The following is a 15,489-nucleotide window of genomic DNA, read 5'->3' on the forward strand; positions in this document are numbered from 1 at the left end:
TTTTATTGTTGTGAACCACACAGTTTGCCGGGGGTATCCGGCGCCACGCATCCAGAGCACGTGTGCTCCGCGAAACCGCGTCGACAAGGGGTCACCCGTCGCCGCGCTTATGCTCAAGGGCCCCGGCAGCCATGGGCTGTCGGGGCCTGTTGTATTTCGCCCCTGCTAAGGCAAGGGCTTGCGGGGTTGCGGTCACGACGGACACCGCAGCACCCTCGACGATTGAAGAACGTGCCTCCCTCAGGCCTGTTGCTTGAACCGTAAACGCCAGGCGTGCAGCAGCGGTTCAGTGTAGCCACTGGGTTGTTCGCGGCCCTTGAACACCAGGTCGCAGGCGGCCTGAAACGCCATCGAGGCGGCATAGTCGGCGGCCATGGGGCGATACAGCGGATCGCCCGCGTTCTGCTGATCGACCACCTTGGCCATGCGTTCCAGGCTCTCGCGCACCTGAGTCTCACTGACGATTTTGTGGTGCAGCCAGTTAGCGATGTGTTGGCTGGAGATACGCAGGGTGGCGCGGTCTTCCATCAGGCCGACGTTGTGGATATCCGGCACTTTGGAGCAGCCCACGCCTTGCTCGACCCAACGCACCACATAACCGAGGATGCCCTGGCAGTTGTTGTCCAGCTCTTGCTGGATCTGGCTGGCGCTCCAGTCAGGCGCGGCCACCACCGGCACGCTGAGCAGGCCATTGAGCAGGTCGTCGCGCTGGCTGTTGAGGTCGATGGCTTCCAACTCGCGCTGCACCGCCTGCACATCCACCTGGTGGTAGTGCAAGGCATGCAAGGTGGCGGCGGTCGGTGACGGTACCCAGGCCGTGTTGGCGCCGGCCTGGGGATGGGCGATCTTCTGCTCGAGCATGGCGGCCATCAGGTCCGGCATGGCCCACATTCCCTTACCAATCTGCGCCCGGCCACGCAGACCGCAGCTCAAGCCAACCAGTACGTTGTTGCGCTCGTAGGCCTGGATCCAGGCGCTGCTCTTCATGTCACCCTTGCGCAGCATCGGCCCGGCCTCCATGGCGGTGTGCATCTCATCACCGGTGCGGTCGAGGAAGCCGGTGTTGATGAAGGCCACCCGCGCCGCCGCGCTGGCGATACACGCCTTGAGGTTGATACTGGTGCGGCGCTCTTCGTCCATGATCCCTATCTTCAGGGTGTGCCGGGGCAAGTCCAGCAGGTCTTCGATGCGCGTGAACAACTGATCGGCAAAGGCCACTTCAGCCGGGCCATGCATCTTCGGCTTGACGATATAGATGCTGCCGGTCCGCGAGTTTCCGTGGCGCTGGAGGTCATGCAGGGCGATCAAGCTGGTCATCACGCCGTCGAGGATGCCTTCGGGGATCTCGTGGCCTTCACCGTCGAGGATCGCCGGGTTGCTCATCAGGTGCCCGACGTTACGCACAAACAGCAACGAGCGGCCGTGCAGCGTCAACGCGCCGCCAGCGGCAGCGGTGTACTCGCGGTCCGGGTTGAGACGGCGCACGATGGATTTGCCGCCCTTTTCCAGCACCTCGCTGAGGTCGCCTTTCATCAGGCCGAGCCAGTTGCGGTAAATCAGCACCTTATCGGCCGCATCGACCGCCGCGACGGAGTCTTCGCAGTCGAGGATGGTCGACAGCGCGGACTCCACCAGCAGATCCTTGACCCCTGCGCCATCGCTGGCGCCAATCGGGCTGCCGGCATCGATCTGGATTTCCACGTGCAGGCCGTTGTTTTTCAGCAGCACCGCTGTCGGGGCGCTGGCCAGGCCCTGATAACCGACGAACTGGTCGGCCTGGGCCAAACCGGTCTGGGTGCCGTCAGCCAGGGTCACCTGCAGTTGCCCCTCACTGACCCGATAATTGACCGAGTCGGCGTGAGAGCCCATGTCCAGCGGCGCGGCCTGATCGAGAAACGCGCGGGCGAACGCGACGACTTTGTCACCACGCACCGGGTTGTAGCCCGGGCCCTTTTGAGCACCACCGTCTTCAGCGATGGCATCGGTGCCGTACAACGCATCGTACAAAGAGCCCCAGCGCGCATTGGCGGCGTTCAACGCGTAGCGGGCATTCATCATCGGCACTACCAGCTGTGGACCGGCCTGATGGGTGATCTCGCTGTCGACGTTGGCGGTGCTGACCCGCACCGCGTCCGGCTGCGGCAACAGGTAGCCGATGGACTCGAGAAAGTCGCGGTAGGCCGGCATGTCGCTGATCGGGCCTGGGTGCGCGCGGTGCCAACTGTCCAGCTTTGCCTGCAGCGCATCACGCTCGGCCAGCAGTGCGCGATTATGCGGCGCCAAGTCATGCACCAGGGCGTCGAAGCCGGCCCAGAAAGCCTCGCGTTCAATCCCGGTGCCGGGCAGCACTTGCTCGTCGACAAACCGTTGCAGGTTGACGGCCACTTGCAGGCGCTGGCAGTTCACGCGTTCAGTCATTTTCACTCTCCAAAAAACAGTCGATGGCCGGCGTCAGATACCCGTGCGGATCACTGAGCCAGCGGCTCACTAAACAAGCGCCTCACCCTTGCAATCAGCCCAGTGCGGCGATACCGGCTTTGGCCACTTGGGCGTCCTGATCGGCCTTGACCCCGGAAACCCCCACCGCGCCAATCACTTGGCCGTCGACAATCACCGGCACGCCACCTTCCAGCGAAGTCAGCAGCGGCGCCGACAGGAACGCGCTACGCCCGCCATTGACCATGTCTTCATAACCCTTGGTTTCACGACGGCCGAGGGCGGCGCTGCGGGCCTTCTCGGCGGCGATGTAGGCGGCGATCGGGGAGCAGCCATCCAGACGCTCCAAGGCCAACGGGTGACCGCCGTCGTCGACCACGCTGATGCTCACGGCCCAGTGGTTTGTCTCGGCTTCGCTGCGGGCGGCGGCGAGAATTTTGCTGACTTCGGTCTGGCTCAATACGGCTTTGCTAAGCATGCTGTTCTCCGGTTAGTTCAGGGCTTCTTCGACCAGTTCGATCCAGTGCCGCACAGGGGTGCGACCGGCGCCGTCGAGGTGGGTCTGGCAGCCGATGTTGGCGGTAACGATCACCTGCGGCTTACCGCTTTCCAGGGCATTGAGTTTGTTGTCGCGCAATTGCTTGGACAGCTGTGGCTGGGTGAGCGAATAGGTTCCGGCGGAGCCGCAACACAGGTGGCTGTCGGGTACAGCCGTCAGGCCGAAACCGAGGCGCACGAGCACGCTCTCCACGGCGCCACCCAGTTTCTGCGCATGCTGCAGGGTGCAAGGGCAATGGAACGCCACGCGCTTGTCGGCATGCACACCCAGTTGCTCCAGGGGTTCGACGCTGAGCACTTCAACCAGGTCTTTGGCCAACAGACTGACGCGCCTGGCTTTCTCGGCATAGGCCGGGTCCTGCGCCAACAGATGGCCGTAATCCTTGACGAAGGCACCGCAACCGCTGGCGGTCTGCACAATGGCCTCGGCGCCCAGCTCGATGGCGGGCCACCAGGCATCAATGTTCTGCCGTGCACGCTGCAAGCCTTGCGCCTGGGCGTCGAGGTGGTAGTCCACCGCGCCGCAGCAACCGGCTTCATTGATCGGCGTAACGCTGATGCCGAGGCGATCGAGCACCCGCGCCGTGGCGGCATTGGTGTTGGGTGCCAGGCCTGGCTGCACACAACCCTCAAGCATCAGCACACGGCGTGCATGGCGTGGCTCGGGGCGGGGTTTGGCGGCTCGGACAGTGCGCGGCAATTTGGCCTTGAGGCTGGCCGGCAACAGCGGACGAAAAACCTGGCCGACCTCAATCAACCCTTTGAACAACCGCGCATGGGGCACCACGGCCCGCAGGCTTTGACGCAATGCGCGCTGAACCAGCGGGCGCGGCACGGCGGCATCGACTACCGCGCGGCCGATATCCAGCAAATTGTGGTACTGCACCCCCGACGGGCAAGTGGTCTCACAGTTGCGACAGCTCAGACAGCGATCCAGGTGCAGTTGGGTCTTGGCGGTGACTTCGTTGCCTTCCAGCACTTGCTTGATCAGGTAAATACGCCCGCGCGGGCCGTCCAACTCGTCGCCAAGGAGCTGGTAGGTCGGGCAGGTGGCGTTGCAAAAGCCGCAATGCACACAACTGCGCAGGACACGTTCGGCTTCCTCGGCGCGCGGCAGGTGCTTGGCCTGTTCACTCAGATGGGTCTGCACAGCTACACCTCGCGATACATACGGCCAGGGTTGAAGATGCCCTGGGGGTCAAGCTGGGTTTTGAGCTGTCGGTGGTAGCGCAGCAACGGGGCAGCCAGCGGATGGAACGGAATGTCGCAGTGGCCGGCGGTGAAACAGGTGGCGTGGCCACCGACTTCGGCGGCGGCCTGGCGGATCAGCGCGACATCGGCATCGGACTTGAGCCAGCGCTGGGCGCCTCCCCAGTCGATCAGTTGCTCACCGGGCAACGCCAGCACGCCGGTATGGATCGGCACCGACAAACGCCACAGCGGGCGCGGGTCCGCGAAGAAATCCAGGCGCTGCTCGCGCAGGTCAGCCCAGTACGAGCTGTCAAGCAGCTCACCACCGAGGCGCTCTCGGGCCGCCGCGACCGAGCCTTCGCCGCCTTCCAGGCGCAGGTGCAACGCTTGACCATCATGGCTGGCAGCGCTCAGCGAAAGGGGTTGCTGGCCCCACTCGGCCAGTTTGCGCAAGGCCAGGGCCGCGTCCATCTCAAGCCGAAGACTCAGGCACTGGCGCGGCTTGGGCAGCACTTTGAGTGACACCTCGGTCATCACCCCCAGGCAGCCAAAGCTACCGGCCAGCAGCCGCGACAGGTCGTAGCCGGCCACGTTTTTCATCACCTCGCCGCCAAAACGCAGGTGCTTGCCCGTTCCGGTGATCAAGCGGGTGCCCAAAACCAGGTCACGAACCGCGCCGGACCAGGGCCGGCGCGGGCCCGACAGGCCAGCCGCAACCATCCCGCCGAGGGTCGCGGCGCCGGCAAATTGTGCAGGCTCGCAGGTGAGCATCTGCCCGGCCGCGTCCAGCGCCGCCTCCAGCTCAGCCAGCGGCGTGCCGGCGCGGGCGGTGATCACCAACTCGGTCGGGTCGTAGCTGACGATGCCGCGGTGGGCACGGGTATCGAGCACGTCGCCTTCGACCTTGCGACCGAGAAACGCCTTGCTGTTACCCCCCTGAATGCGCAACGGCGTAGCGCTATTGAGGGCGTGATTGACTTGTTCCAGCAACGCCTCGCTGGCGTCGCAGTCATGCTGCATCACCATTAGAAACGCTCCAGTTCAGGAAAAGGCAGTTGGCCGTGGTGCACGTGCATGGCACCGAATTCGGCACAGCGGTGCAGGGTCGGAATGTTCTTGCCGGGGTTGAGCAGGCCACGCGGATCGAAGGCGGCTTTCACCGCGTGGAACAGGGTCAGTTCATCACTGTTGAACTGCACACACATTTGATTGATCTTCTCGCGCCCCACCCCGTGTTCGCCGGTAATGCTGCCGCCCACCTTGACGCAGAGTTCGAGAATCTTGCCGCCCAGAGACTCGGCCCGCTCCAGCTCGCCGGGTTGGTTGGCATCAAACAGAATCAAGGGGTGCATGTTGCCGTCACCGGCATGGAACACGTTGGCCACGCGCAGGCCGAACGCCTCGGACAGCTCACTGATGCCCTTGAGCACGCCGGGCAGTGCACGCCGTGGAATGGTCCCATCCATGCAGTAATAGTCCGGTGAGATACGGCCGACGGCCGGGAAGGCGTTCTTGCGCCCCGCCCAAAACTTGACCCGTTCAACCTCATCGCGGGCCATGCGCACTTCGGTGGCGCCGGCCTCGCCCAGCACCGCGCGAACACGCTCGCAATCGTCGTGCACGTCGGCCTCCACGCCGTCCAGTTCGCACAGCAGGATGGCCTCGGCGTCCACCGGATAACCGGCGTGAATAAAGTCTTCGGCGGCGCGAATGGCCAGGTTGTCCATCATCTCCAGGCCGCCAGGGATGATGCCCGCCGCAATGATTTCACCCACCGCGCGCCCGGCTTTCTCCACCGAATCAAAGCTGGCCAGCAACACCTTGGCCACCTGTGGCTTGGGCAGCAGCTTGACCGTGACCTCGGTGATGATCCCCAGCATGCCTTCGGAACCTGTGAACAAGGCGAGCAGGTCGAAGCCGGGCGAATCCAGGGCATCGCTGCCCAAGGTCATGCGCTCGCCTTCAACCGTGAGGATTTCCACCTTGAGCAGGTTGTGCACGGTCAGGCCGTATTTGAGGCAGTGCACGCCTCCGGCGTTCTCGGCGACGTTGCCGCCAATCGAACAGGCGATCTGCGAAGAGGGGTCCGGTGCGTAATACAGGTCGTAAGGGGCGGCAGCCTGGGAGATCGCCAGGTTGCGGACGCCCGGCTGAACACGGGCGAAACGCCCTTCTGGATTGACTTCGAGGATGTGCTTGAAGCGCGCCATCACCAGCAAAATCCCCTGGACCAACGGCAACGCACCACCGGACAAGCCCGTCCCTGCCCCGCGTGCCACCACGGGCACTCGGCGTTGATAACAGAGTTTGAGCAGGCGTTCGACGTGTTCGATGCGCTCAGGCAATGCCACCAGCATCGGCGTGGTGGTGTAGGCAGAGAGCCCGTCGCACTCGTAGGGTTTGAGGTCTTCCTGGGTGTGCAGCACTTGCAGGTCTGGAAGCTGCTGGCGCAGTTCCGCCAGCAGCGCTGACTTGTCCACTTCAGGCAGCGCCCCATCAACGCGCTCGTCGTACAAAATACTCATGGCAGGCGTTCTCGCTTTATTGTTCTTTTGTGCGGCGTCGGTCGCGAGCCGGCCGCTTGTTATGCGCTATATGTAGAGCCTTGCAGGAGGGCCGTCTATGAGTGAATTAACTGGTATGACCAGTTTTTTCAAGCCAACCTCTAACCAGTCTTTGCCAGGGGCCTTACATATAAAGGACTTGGTGGCTATATTAGGCGCAGCGTGAATGACCATTTAGAACTGGTACTACCAGTTAGCCGAGGCCTCTGACATGCTCGAAGAAACCTCCGGTGTTCGCCGTCAGGTCAGTGATGTGGTCGCCGAGCGGATCGAACGATTGATCGTCGATGGCGTGCTCAAGGTGGGCCAGGCGCTGCCTTCGGAGCGCCGCCTATGCGAAAAACTGGGAATATCCCGCTCGGCCCTGCGTGAAGGGCTGAAAGTGCTACGCGGACGCGGCATTATCGAGACCGCCCAAGGCCGTGACTCACGGGTGGCCACCCTGAACGGGAGCCGCGATGCCAGCCCACTGATGCACCTGTTCAACTCGCAGCCGCGCACCTTGTTTGATCTTCTGGAAGTGCGCGCCCTGCTGGAAGCCGAATCAGCGCGCCTGGCCGCCTTGCGCGGCACAGATGCCGACTTCATTCTGCTCACCCGACGCTACGAAGAAATGCTCGCCGCCCACAGCCAACCCGTACCTGCCGAGCCGCGCGAACATGCCCGCCTTGACCACGCCTTCCACCTGGCAATCTGCGAGGCCTCGCACAATCCGGTGTTGCTGCACACCCTGCAGTCGTTGACCGATTTGATGCTCAGTACGGTGTTCGCCTCGGTCAACAACCTCTACCATCGCCCCCTGCAAAAACGCCAGATCGACCGCCAGCACACCCGGCTCTATCACGCCGTCATCGAGCGCCTGCCGGAACAGGCTCAGCGCGCTGCGCGCGAACACATCCACAGCATCCGCGACAACCTCAAGGAGATCGAGCAGGAGGAGCAACGCCTGGTACGCGCGACCATGCGGCTTGAGGGGTGGGGGTAGGCATCGGTCTGCGCCAGCGCTATCTCCCCTTCAAAGCAGCGGATTGACTGCTCCCCCGGTGAGCCCATTCCAGGCTACTCCGGCCAAACAGATACCCCTCATGGATCAGAAACTATCGAGGCTCACTTCAACACCTGCTTGCTGCGCGAGCTCGATCGTAGTTTCAACCCGATCAGAATCGACGATGAACCCCACATACTCATCGCCGCCGGTGTTCAGGTGCAGGTAGCGCTTGCCGAACCCAGCCAGCCATTGATCGAATCTGGCCAGTACCTGCGGCATTGATAGCTCGCCTTCATGCCGATAGGCGTAAGCCTCCTGCACCCCGCAAGCGCTGACCAAACAGGGTGCCAGGTACTCGAAGCCATCGAAGCCTTTCCAGTCGACTCCCAGCAAAGCCAGATGCTCAAGCTTCTGGCCCCTGTCGACGTCCAGCACCCCCTCCACAAGCGCGGTGGTCGGGTCCTCCCCTGAGCCGTACTTGCGCAGCACCCGCCTGATCAACCTGGCACGTTCATCTTCTGGCGTGCCGGCCAGTATTGCCTGAGCAAACGCTTTGAGCCCGGGACGATAGGGATGCAATTCCCTCATGATCGCGGCGTCGCTAACAGTTGTCTCCTGCGGAGGTGGCAGAGTGAAGCGGCCACCGAACAAGCGATCAAGAATTCCCATTTCCTTTCCTTTGCCCTCCGTTCTTTCCATGGTAGCGGGGAACCCAATGGTCTATCCACTGCGTCGATTCACGCTTACCATCCGCACCCACTGCGGATTTATTCTCTGGGTATTCCCGACCACTTTCACTACATGGATCCGGAGTGGGTGGATAGAACCGAAGACACCGTGAAACCCTATCTCACGACCTCGACTTCGCGCGGAAACCCTCTGCCAGCATCCAAGACTTTACAAACCGAGTAAAAAGTATGAATCGCCGTAAAAAAATAAATCAGTTATTGAAAGCTCACGCAAAAAAAGCGAGTGCCAAACTGGCCCCGCCAAAGAAATCCAAATACATCAGTAAGGCTGACCGGTTAAAGCTGGCTGCTGAACCCGCTCCAGAGTCAGTCACCACTCCTGAGAGCTGAGTCTTCGATCTTAAGCGCCAGTCGAATCAGCAATCGCGGTAGAAGTGGGGGCTGCTGCGCAGCCCAGCGGGAGCAAGCTCCCTCGCCACAGTGGTTCAGCAGGCCTTGAGTGAATGGCACCTCGCAGACCTGCCACTTCCCGGACCTGCCAAAGCGAAAACTCTTTAGATAAAAGTCAGCGCAAGGTTAAACAGCATCGCCGCGACGAAGCCGATGGGCGCGGCACGCAGCAGCAATTGAGGAAACAGCCGGGTTCGGCTCTGCTCATCGGCGCAGGAGCTCAGGATCAGGCTGCCGCCGGAGGAGAACGGCGAGATTGAGGTGGCTTGGGCGCCAACCACGATGCTGATGAACAGCACCATGGGGTCGATCGACATGGCCGCGGCCAGCGGCGGCACCATGGGAAACAACGCCGGCGTGACCACGCCCAAGGTGCTGGCGAAGATCGACATCAGCGCAGCGACGACACCGAACACCAGCGCTACCAGCACGGGTGGGATATTGCCGCCGATCCACGATGCCAATGCGTCGATGGCGCCGGCCTTGATCGCCACCGAAATCAGCATGCCCACACCGCAGATCATGATCAGCGTGCCCCAAGGCAGCGAGGCGATGGCTTTGCGCTCGTCGCCCAGCTTGAGCATCAGCGCGATCACCGAGAACACGCTGGCGATCAGGCCGATGTCCACCTTGGAATTGATAAACGTCACCGTCGCGTTGTCGGGGAACAGGATGTGTGCGATGGGCCCGGCCAACACGATCAGCATCATCAGCAAGGTCAGCCACAAGGTGATTTTCTGCTCACGGTTGAGCGGGCTCGGCGCCTCGATCGCGACCGCCGCATTCTTCAGCGCACGGCCGTGGCCGGCAAAGAACACGAACGCGGTGATGACCACCAGCGGAATGACCATGGTGCTGGCGAAGATAGCCAGGCCATTGATGAACGCTTCACTTTCGGGAACACCCAGGCCGGTCATCAGGCCTCGGAAAATGATGCCGCTCTGACTGGACACGAAGTTGGCACCGCCCAGGGCCCCGTAGTTCACCGCCATGCCACCGAGTATCAGGCTCATACCCGTGCGCTGGCACAGCAACAGCGTCAACGGCGCCATGAAAGCCAGCACCGTGTAGTAACCCGCGCCGAGCCCGGCAATCAGGCAAGCAGTCAGGAACACCGCATAAGGCAACAGGTGCGGCACGTTACGACAAAGATAAAGCAGGTGTTCGGCCAGTTTCTCCAGCGTGCCGTTGACGATGGCGAAGCTGTAGAACAGGCAGACCGAGAAGATGATGAAGAAAATCTTCAACGGCCACATGCCGATGATTTCGGAAGGACTCAAGCCCATGCCGAAACAGCCCAGTAGATAGGCAAAGGCGATGGCGAACAGGCCGATGTTGATTTTGGTGGTGTATCCCAGCGCGACAGCAAGAACGATCGCGGCGACGACGTACAGGCTCATCATGATGTGTGTTCCGTATTATTTTGTTATGGGAAGTTCAATGCGTCGACGCAGCAAAGCCGAACAGGATCGATGGATTATCCACCAGCACCTGACGACGCTCGCTCGGGTCGGGAAACAAGGCGTGCACAAAGGCCAATTGCGCGTCGTAGCCGGTGCGCGACTCGAACTGGGTATGGGGCCAATCGCTGCCCCAGACAAAACGATCTATACCGCCACACGCCTGACGCAATTGCGCCAACACGCCAACCGCGCGGGGCAGATCTGACTGACTGCGATAGGCAGCAGACAACTTGACCCACAGCCTGTCCTCGCCGAGCAAGGCCAGGAAGCCGAGATGGGCTGGGTTATTCGGGTCGATACCCTGGGAGGGAAGACCGAAGTGGTCCACAACCACCGTGACGCCGGTCGCCAGAACGAACGGGACAATCAGGACCAAGGCGTCAAAGCCACACTGGATTTCAACCTGCCAGCCAAGCCGGGCCAGTCGCTGGTAAAAAGTCTGCCAGCGCACATCGGTGTAGTCCTGCGGCGCCTTGCCGATCAGATTCAAGCGAACGCCTACCACGCCAGCCTTGGCCATTGCCTGGAGTTGCGCATCCTCGATGTCCGGTTCGACCACCGCGATGCCGCGCAAACGCTGCGGGTAACGTTGCAGGGCGTCGACCATGAAACGGTTGTCGGTGCCCAGAAAGCTCGGCTGGATGAGCACGCCATGGGCAAGGCGGCAGCGATCCAGGTGCCCCAGGTAGTGCTCGGCCAAGGCGTCGTAATCAGGGCTGTAGCGACGATCACTCGCCAGGGGCAAGTCATGCCGGAAGATGTGGGCGTGGGTATCTATTCCTTCGAACGACAGGGACATCAGGAAGCTGCCTTTGTTGATTTTTGTGGGAGCCCGCCAGGCATGTAAGGCTATTACAGACCTGAAATTCATATAGATGACTGAATGACCATATCTATAAACAACCGTCCCTGTCAACGCGATGACTGGGGTAAAGTGGCGCCTTACCTGGAATCGGATTGACGGTATGGCCCTCACACACCTTGGACATGACGAGCGACTGCCGCTCTACCAACGACTGCGCGAAGAGATGCTGGCGAAAATCGCCGCAGGTGAATGGCTGCCCGGTGAAGCCATTCCCACCGAGGCGGAGCTGACCCGTCACTACGGCGTTGCGGTGGGCACGGTGCGCAAGGCAGTGGAAACGCTGGTTGGAGAAGGGTTGCTGCTGCGCGCCCAGGGCCGGGGCACATTCGTGCGCCGCCCCAACTTCGACGGCTCACTGTTTCGTTTCTTTCGGCAGGTCGATGCCAGCGGTCAATCGCAAGTGCCGCAAAGCCGCATCCTGAGCCGCACCCAGGAAACCCCAGGGGCCCACGTGCGCCAAGCGCTGAACCTGACCGAGCAGGACTCCACCATTCGCCTGGAGCGCCTGCGCCTCATGGATGGCAGGCCGTTGTTCCACGAGCAAATCTGGCTGCCAGCCGCTCGCTTCGGCGCTCTGCTCGACACCGACCTGAGCGACTTCGGCACCCTGCTCTACCCATTCTACGAAGAACGCTGTGGCATGCGGGTTGCGTCTGCGCGAGAAACCCTGACCGTCGCCTCGGCCGATGAGCCACTCGCCGCCACCCTGGGAGTCACCGTCGGCAGCCCAGTGGTGGTGGTCGAACGGGTGGCGCTGGGCTACGACCGGCAGCCACTGGAATACCGAGTGTCCCGGGGGGCTGCTGATACTTTCCGTTATCAGGTGGAGATTTGCTGAGCAGTGTCGGTGAAAACTCCGGAAAACGTTGCCTGTACCGGCCCGATGAGAAAGACCGGCCCAACGCCATCCCATTGAACCGTCACGCTTCCACCATCACATTCAACCTCAACGCAATGGTCCAATAAGCCTCGACGGATTCCGTTAACAGCGGCGCCGCAGGAGCAGGAGCCTGAGCCGAGTGCGATGCCACCGCCCCGCTCCCATATGCGCAAACGAATGTGCTTTCGATTGATGACCTGGACGAAATGCACGTTGGTCTTGAGCGGGAACAAGGGGTGGGGTTCGATCACCGGGCCGATTGTCGCGATATCAACGTCGGCGAGATCATCCACAAAGTAAGTGCAGTGTGGGTTGCCCATGCTGCACGCTATCGGGCTACCCGCCAGTGGCAAAACAGCCGTGTCCAGGTCCCGAGCCAAGGGAATGTCCGACCAGCCGAAAAGCGGCTGCCCCATGTTGACGGAAATTGCGCCGCTTGAAGTTCGTTCGCAAGTGAGCAAACCGCGCTTGGTGCGCAGCGTTATCGAAGTCACATTCGCTTCGCGCATCAACCGATCCGCCGCGCCCCGCGTCGCGCTGCCGCAAACGTCCAGCGTGGAGCCATCTGCATTCCAGAACATCAGGCGTGCGTCTGCATCCTCACAATCGAGCATTACCGCGAGCTGGTTGAAACCGATGCCTCGATGGCGATCACCCATTCGCCGGGCCATGGCACTGGTTAGAGTATTTTTTGAATTTCGCGAATCCACGAGGATGAAGTCATCGCCGTTTGCGTGCATCTTGTGGAAATTCAGCGGCATAAATGGATCCTGGCGAATGTAGTGAATTCACGTTCAAGGCGACCGGCCCCTCGAAGTTCTGCTCAACCCGCCCCCAGCGCAGCCTTTTTCTCAAGCCACGTCTCCCGCGTCATTTCCCAAACTTCCTTAAGCAACGAACCACAGACAAATTCCCCCTGCTGCGTTGCAATCATACGCATCCCTTCATGCTCCGAAACCTTGCGCGAAGCATGATTGCCCACCGCCTTGGGCACTTGCATGACGGGACGCCCCAGGGTTTCAAACCAATAGGCGTTGATTACTTCACAGGCTTCGCGCATGTAACCCTTTCCCTGCCACTGAGGTGCCAGCCAAAAGCCTCGGTTGTTACCCGGCTGATCGTACAGGCTGATGCTGCCAATGCACTGTGCCGCGTCTTCAGCGATACGAATCATCCAATGCCATTCGCGCCCTGCTGCAATGGCAGGGAGTGCGTGGTCGCGAACGTAAGTCAGTCCGCCGTCAGCCGGGTAAGGCCATGGCACGCGACTGTCGAGATAACGCACCACTTCCCACTGGGGAAACAGCTGTTGAATAGTCGGTGCATCGGTCAGTTGCAGAGGCGTGAGGATGAGACGGCGGGTCTGGAGCGTGGGGATGGTTTCCATAATGAAGTCCTTTTCAAACGTTATCGCACCCTGGAAATGTCCACTCTAAAAGTTATCCGTCACTCTGCACAATTTGCTTTCCTTCAGCGGGACCGAGGAATACCGCACTGTTGCACCGGCCACTTGCTTGAGTGTGACCCCGCACCGGTAAAACCCCATGGCGTCCAGTTGGTAATCCGCCCCTGCCTTAGGGACAAAGCTAAACATGTTGTAGCACTGATCACCAATGTAATGAAAAGCGATGGGCTGCCCTGCAGGCACCAGCAGCTCGGTCATGACAGTCGCGGATGAGCGCTCGCTGACAGCCGGCATGCCCAGGCTTTCCCCGTTGCGATTGGCGTAGCCATCCCGGTACGCCACCATCACACCGGCGCCCGGCAGACGAAAGTCGACGCAGTCGGACTTGGGCACGCCCCGGATCATACCGTCGCTGATTACCCGCAATCGTGCTGTCTCACCACCGTCAGGTGTCGAGTAGGGCGTGGAGAAAGAGCGGACATCCGTCAACGCTCCGCACCCGCTGAGCAAGGCCAGGAGGCTGAGGCTACAGGCATGTTGCAGCAGTCCAATACTCGGCAGGCGGGACGATGTGCTATTCGAAACGGTGTGAGTCAGGGATTTGAGGGGGCGAGAAGATTCGCTCACGATGATGCTCCATGCGGGTCAGCTATCCAGAGGTCAACGACCACCGAAAGGGTCGCGATGTCAGCGTGGGTTTTATAGAGGGTTCACAAGCCCGCTGCAATGCCTGCCCTGAACCAAAAGCGGTGTGCCCCAGCGAGGCAGGGATTGAGCAGACACTACTTCAACAACAATTTGCGCATGATAATCGTGCGCTCGGCGCCGTGGAGTTCGTCACGTACTTTTTGAAATCCCAGCGCTGTGTAAAAACCCTCTGCCGTGATGGAGGAAGGCACGTGCAAAACGTCCAGGTCCCTGTCGAGAGCATCTGAACAAATGACAGACATTAGTTGTTTGCCGATGCCCTCCCCCTGGCACTGCGGTTCGACAAAAACACTTCTGACAACACCCCCATCGAGGCTGGCCGTGGCGACGACACATTGTTCGACAGACGCCACATAAACCCGACGCTGCTCCATCAATTGCTGAACCGCCTGAGCAGAGAAGCTGCGCTCCACCTGGGCGATGACCTCGGGTGGGTAATCGTTGGCGTTGGATTGACGCAAGGCGCTGATCACAACGTTGCTTATCGCTTCTGCATCCTCAGGTATTGCGAGACGAATGTGGGCTTCCATCTTGAGTGCTTGCTCCGGGTGATCAACGATCAATGCAGCTGTTGTACCCCTTCACAATCCGAAATAGCCAGGTTATCTATACGGATCATCCCAGGATGATATTAGAGCGCATGATGCCCTTCACACCCGATTTCCTCACCACCTTGATCCCCGCTCAACAAAGCGACCTGGACGATCTGGTCGCTATTCGAATCGAAGCCATGCGCGAAAGTCTTGAGCGTGTCGGGCGCTTTGATCCAGTGCGCGCACGCGAACGTTTTCTTGGCAGCTTTGAACCAGGCTGCACACGCCACATCGTGGTAACAGGAGAGAGGGTGGGGTTAGTAGTCATCAAACGTCACGACAATGAACTCTTGCTTGACCACTTGTACGTGCGCCCTGGCGCGCAAGGATCAGGAGTAGGCTCTGCTGTTCTCAGCCAAATATTCAAAGAGGCAGATGCCGCTGCGCTGCCTGTGCGAGTGGGCGCTCTCAAAGAAAGCGCGTCGAATCGCTTTTACATCCGCCACGGCTTCCAACTCGTCGAAAGCGGCAAGTTCGACAATTATTATCTGCGACAGAACGATCCTGCAGCGGGCCAAAATCGTTAGCCGCCGACAATCTTGCTGCCATGTATCCTCGTGTATCCCGAGGATACATCGCTACATAACCTTGCACTTTTACCTCCCATTCGACACAGCCCGGATACGTTGCCCCGTTCAAATGCACCCAAGGTTTCAAGGGCCTCAACCAGAGCCCCTGACCCACGGCTCGCAATGGAGG

General features: G+C 60.7%; 16 protein-coding genes. 4 read left to right on the forward strand and 12 right to left on the reverse strand.

The features are described from left to right. Positions 1 to 240: 240 nt before the first annotated feature. From AAIS01_RS20220 to glcD, 5 genes are all read right to left on the reverse strand, one after another. Positions 241 to 2,418, reverse strand: a complete 2,178-nt coding sequence (locus AAIS01_RS20220) for a malate synthase G (protein WP_343470422.1) — start codon at positions 2,416 to 2,418, stop codon at positions 241 to 243. 94 nt (positions 2,419 to 2,512) lie between these two features. Then, positions 2,513 to 2,914, reverse strand: coding sequence for a heme-binding protein (locus tag AAIS01_RS20225; protein ID WP_092399931.1), 402 nt, complete (start codon positions 2,912 to 2,914; stop codon positions 2,513 to 2,515). Between the two features lie 12 nt (positions 2,915 to 2,926). Next, positions 2,927 to 4,144, reverse strand: a complete 1,218-nt coding sequence (glcF, locus tag AAIS01_RS20230) for a glycolate oxidase subunit GlcF (protein WP_343470423.1) — start codon at positions 4,142 to 4,144, stop codon at positions 2,927 to 2,929. Positions 4,145 to 4,146: 2 nt separating this feature from the next. Further along, entirely contained in the window at positions 4,147 to 5,205 is a 1,059-nt protein-coding gene (glcE, locus tag AAIS01_RS20235; protein ID WP_343470508.1) for a glycolate oxidase subunit GlcE, read from the reverse strand. 5 nt (positions 5,206 to 5,210) lie between these two features. Next, a complete protein-coding gene (gene glcD / locus AAIS01_RS20240) occupies positions 5,211 to 6,710 on the reverse strand; it encodes a glycolate oxidase subunit GlcD (protein ID WP_343470424.1) in 1,500 nt (499 codons plus the stop codon). A gap of 250 nt (positions 6,711 to 6,960) precedes the next feature. Here glcD and glcC point away from each other — a divergent pair, with 250 nt between their 5' ends. Beyond that, on the forward strand, positions 6,961 to 7,734 hold the full coding sequence (gene glcC / locus AAIS01_RS20245) for a transcriptional regulator GlcC (RefSeq protein WP_343470425.1): 774 nt from the start codon (positions 6,961 to 6,963) through the stop codon (positions 7,732 to 7,734). A gap of 105 nt (positions 7,735 to 7,839) precedes the next feature. On the opposite strand, the gene AAIS01_RS20250 is transcribed toward glcC, so the two are convergent. Then, complete coding sequence (locus AAIS01_RS20250) at positions 7,840 to 8,406, reverse strand: DUF6630 family protein (RefSeq protein WP_343470426.1); 567 nt, start codon at positions 8,404 to 8,406, stop codon at positions 7,840 to 7,842. Positions 8,407 to 8,654: 248 nt separating this feature from the next. Here AAIS01_RS20250 and AAIS01_RS20255 point away from each other — a divergent pair, with 248 nt between their 5' ends. Next, positions 8,655 to 8,816, forward strand: a complete 162-nt coding sequence (locus AAIS01_RS20255) for a DUF2986 domain-containing protein (protein ID WP_343470427.1) — start codon at positions 8,655 to 8,657, stop codon at positions 8,814 to 8,816. Positions 8,817 to 8,980: 164 nt separating this feature from the next. On the opposite strand, the gene AAIS01_RS20260 is transcribed toward AAIS01_RS20255, so the two are convergent. Continuing rightward, positions 8,981 to 10,279: an SLC13 family permease gene (locus AAIS01_RS20260; RefSeq protein ID WP_343470428.1), complete on the reverse strand. Its 1,299-nt coding sequence runs from the start codon at positions 10,277 to 10,279 to the stop codon at positions 8,981 to 8,983. Between the two features lie 34 nt (positions 10,280 to 10,313). After that, positions 10,314 to 11,138, reverse strand: coding sequence for an amidohydrolase family protein (locus tag AAIS01_RS20265; RefSeq protein ID WP_343470429.1), 825 nt, complete (start codon positions 11,136 to 11,138; stop codon positions 10,314 to 10,316). A gap of 166 nt (positions 11,139 to 11,304) precedes the next feature. Between AAIS01_RS20265 and AAIS01_RS20270 the strand changes: the two genes are divergently transcribed. Continuing rightward, positions 11,305 to 12,042 (forward strand): GntR family transcriptional regulator, encoded by a 738-nt coding sequence (locus AAIS01_RS20270; protein WP_343470430.1) that lies wholly within the window; start codon positions 11,305 to 11,307, stop codon positions 12,040 to 12,042. Here the strand turns inward: AAIS01_RS20270 and dapF are convergent. From dapF to AAIS01_RS20290, 4 genes are all read right to left on the reverse strand, one after another. Continuing rightward, positions 12,024 to 12,845 (reverse strand): diaminopimelate epimerase, encoded by an 822-nt coding sequence (gene dapF / locus AAIS01_RS20275; RefSeq protein WP_343470431.1) that lies wholly within the window; start codon positions 12,843 to 12,845, stop codon positions 12,024 to 12,026. The genes AAIS01_RS20270 and dapF overlap by 19 nt on opposite strands. Before the next feature lie 62 nt (positions 12,846 to 12,907). After that, positions 12,908 to 13,471: a GNAT family N-acetyltransferase gene (locus AAIS01_RS20280; protein WP_343470432.1), complete on the reverse strand. Its 564-nt coding sequence runs from the start codon at positions 13,469 to 13,471 to the stop codon at positions 12,908 to 12,910. Between the two features lie 45 nt (positions 13,472 to 13,516). Beyond that, a complete protein-coding gene (locus tag AAIS01_RS20285; RefSeq protein WP_343470433.1) occupies positions 13,517 to 14,116 on the reverse strand; it encodes a hypothetical protein in 600 nt (199 codons plus the stop codon). Positions 14,117 to 14,271: 155 nt separating this feature from the next. Further along, positions 14,272 to 14,727, reverse strand: coding sequence for a GNAT family N-acetyltransferase (locus AAIS01_RS20290; RefSeq protein ID WP_343470434.1), 456 nt, complete (start codon positions 14,725 to 14,727; stop codon positions 14,272 to 14,274). Positions 14,728 to 14,840: 113 nt separating this feature from the next. Here AAIS01_RS20290 and AAIS01_RS20295 point away from each other — a divergent pair, with 113 nt between their 5' ends. Further along, positions 14,841 to 15,317: a GNAT family N-acetyltransferase gene (locus AAIS01_RS20295; RefSeq protein WP_343470509.1), complete on the forward strand. Its 477-nt coding sequence runs from the start codon at positions 14,841 to 14,843 to the stop codon at positions 15,315 to 15,317. The last annotated feature ends 172 nt before the right edge of the window (positions 15,318 to 15,489 follow it).

Source organism: Pseudomonas halotolerans, assembly GCF_039581215.1.
Classification (GTDB): Bacteria; Pseudomonadota; Gammaproteobacteria; order Pseudomonadales; family Pseudomonadaceae; genus Aquipseudomonas; species Aquipseudomonas tehranensis.

What these genes read in the sequence shown, in the direction of transcription:
- AAIS01_RS20220 (WP_343470422.1), bottom strand. Translation starts at nt 2,418, where the DNA reads ATGACTGAACGCGTGAACTGCCAGCGCCTGCAAGTGGCCGTCAACCTG.
- AAIS01_RS20225 (WP_092399931.1), bottom strand. Translation starts at nt 2,914, where the DNA reads ATGCTTAGCAAAGCCGTATTGAGCCAGACCGAAGTCAGCAAAATTCTC.
- glcE (WP_343470508.1), bottom strand. Translation starts at nt 5,205, where the DNA reads ATGCAGCATGACTGCGACGCCAGCGAGGCGTTGCTGGAACAAGTCAAT.
- glcD (WP_343470424.1), bottom strand. Translation starts at nt 6,710, where the DNA reads ATGAGTATTTTGTACGACGAGCGCGTTGATGGGGCGCTGCCTGAAGTG.
- glcC (WP_343470425.1), top strand. Translation starts at nt 6,961, where the DNA reads ATGCTCGAAGAAACCTCCGGTGTTCGCCGTCAGGTCAGTGATGTGGTC.
- AAIS01_RS20250 (WP_343470426.1), bottom strand. Translation starts at nt 8,406, where the DNA reads ATGGGAATTCTTGATCGCTTGTTCGGTGGCCGCTTCACTCTGCCACCT.
- AAIS01_RS20255 (WP_343470427.1), top strand. Translation starts at nt 8,655, where the DNA reads ATGAATCGCCGTAAAAAAATAAATCAGTTATTGAAAGCTCACGCAAAA.
- AAIS01_RS20260 (WP_343470428.1), bottom strand. Translation starts at nt 10,279, where the DNA reads ATGATGAGCCTGTACGTCGTCGCCGCGATCGTTCTTGCTGTCGCGCTG.
- AAIS01_RS20265 (WP_343470429.1), bottom strand. Translation starts at nt 11,138, where the DNA reads ATGTCCCTGTCGTTCGAAGGAATAGATACCCACGCCCACATCTTCCGG.
- AAIS01_RS20270 (WP_343470430.1), top strand. Translation starts at nt 11,305, where the DNA reads ATGGCCCTCACACACCTTGGACATGACGAGCGACTGCCGCTCTACCAA.
- dapF (WP_343470431.1), bottom strand. Translation starts at nt 12,845, where the DNA reads ATGCCGCTGAATTTCCACAAGATGCACGCAAACGGCGATGACTTCATC.
- AAIS01_RS20280 (WP_343470432.1), bottom strand. Translation starts at nt 13,471, where the DNA reads ATGGAAACCATCCCCACGCTCCAGACCCGCCGTCTCATCCTCACGCCT.
- AAIS01_RS20290 (WP_343470434.1), bottom strand. Translation starts at nt 14,727, where the DNA reads ATGGAAGCCCACATTCGTCTCGCAATACCTGAGGATGCAGAAGCGATA.
- AAIS01_RS20295 (WP_343470509.1), top strand. Translation starts at nt 14,841, where the DNA reads ATGCCCTTCACACCCGATTTCCTCACCACCTTGATCCCCGCTCAACAA.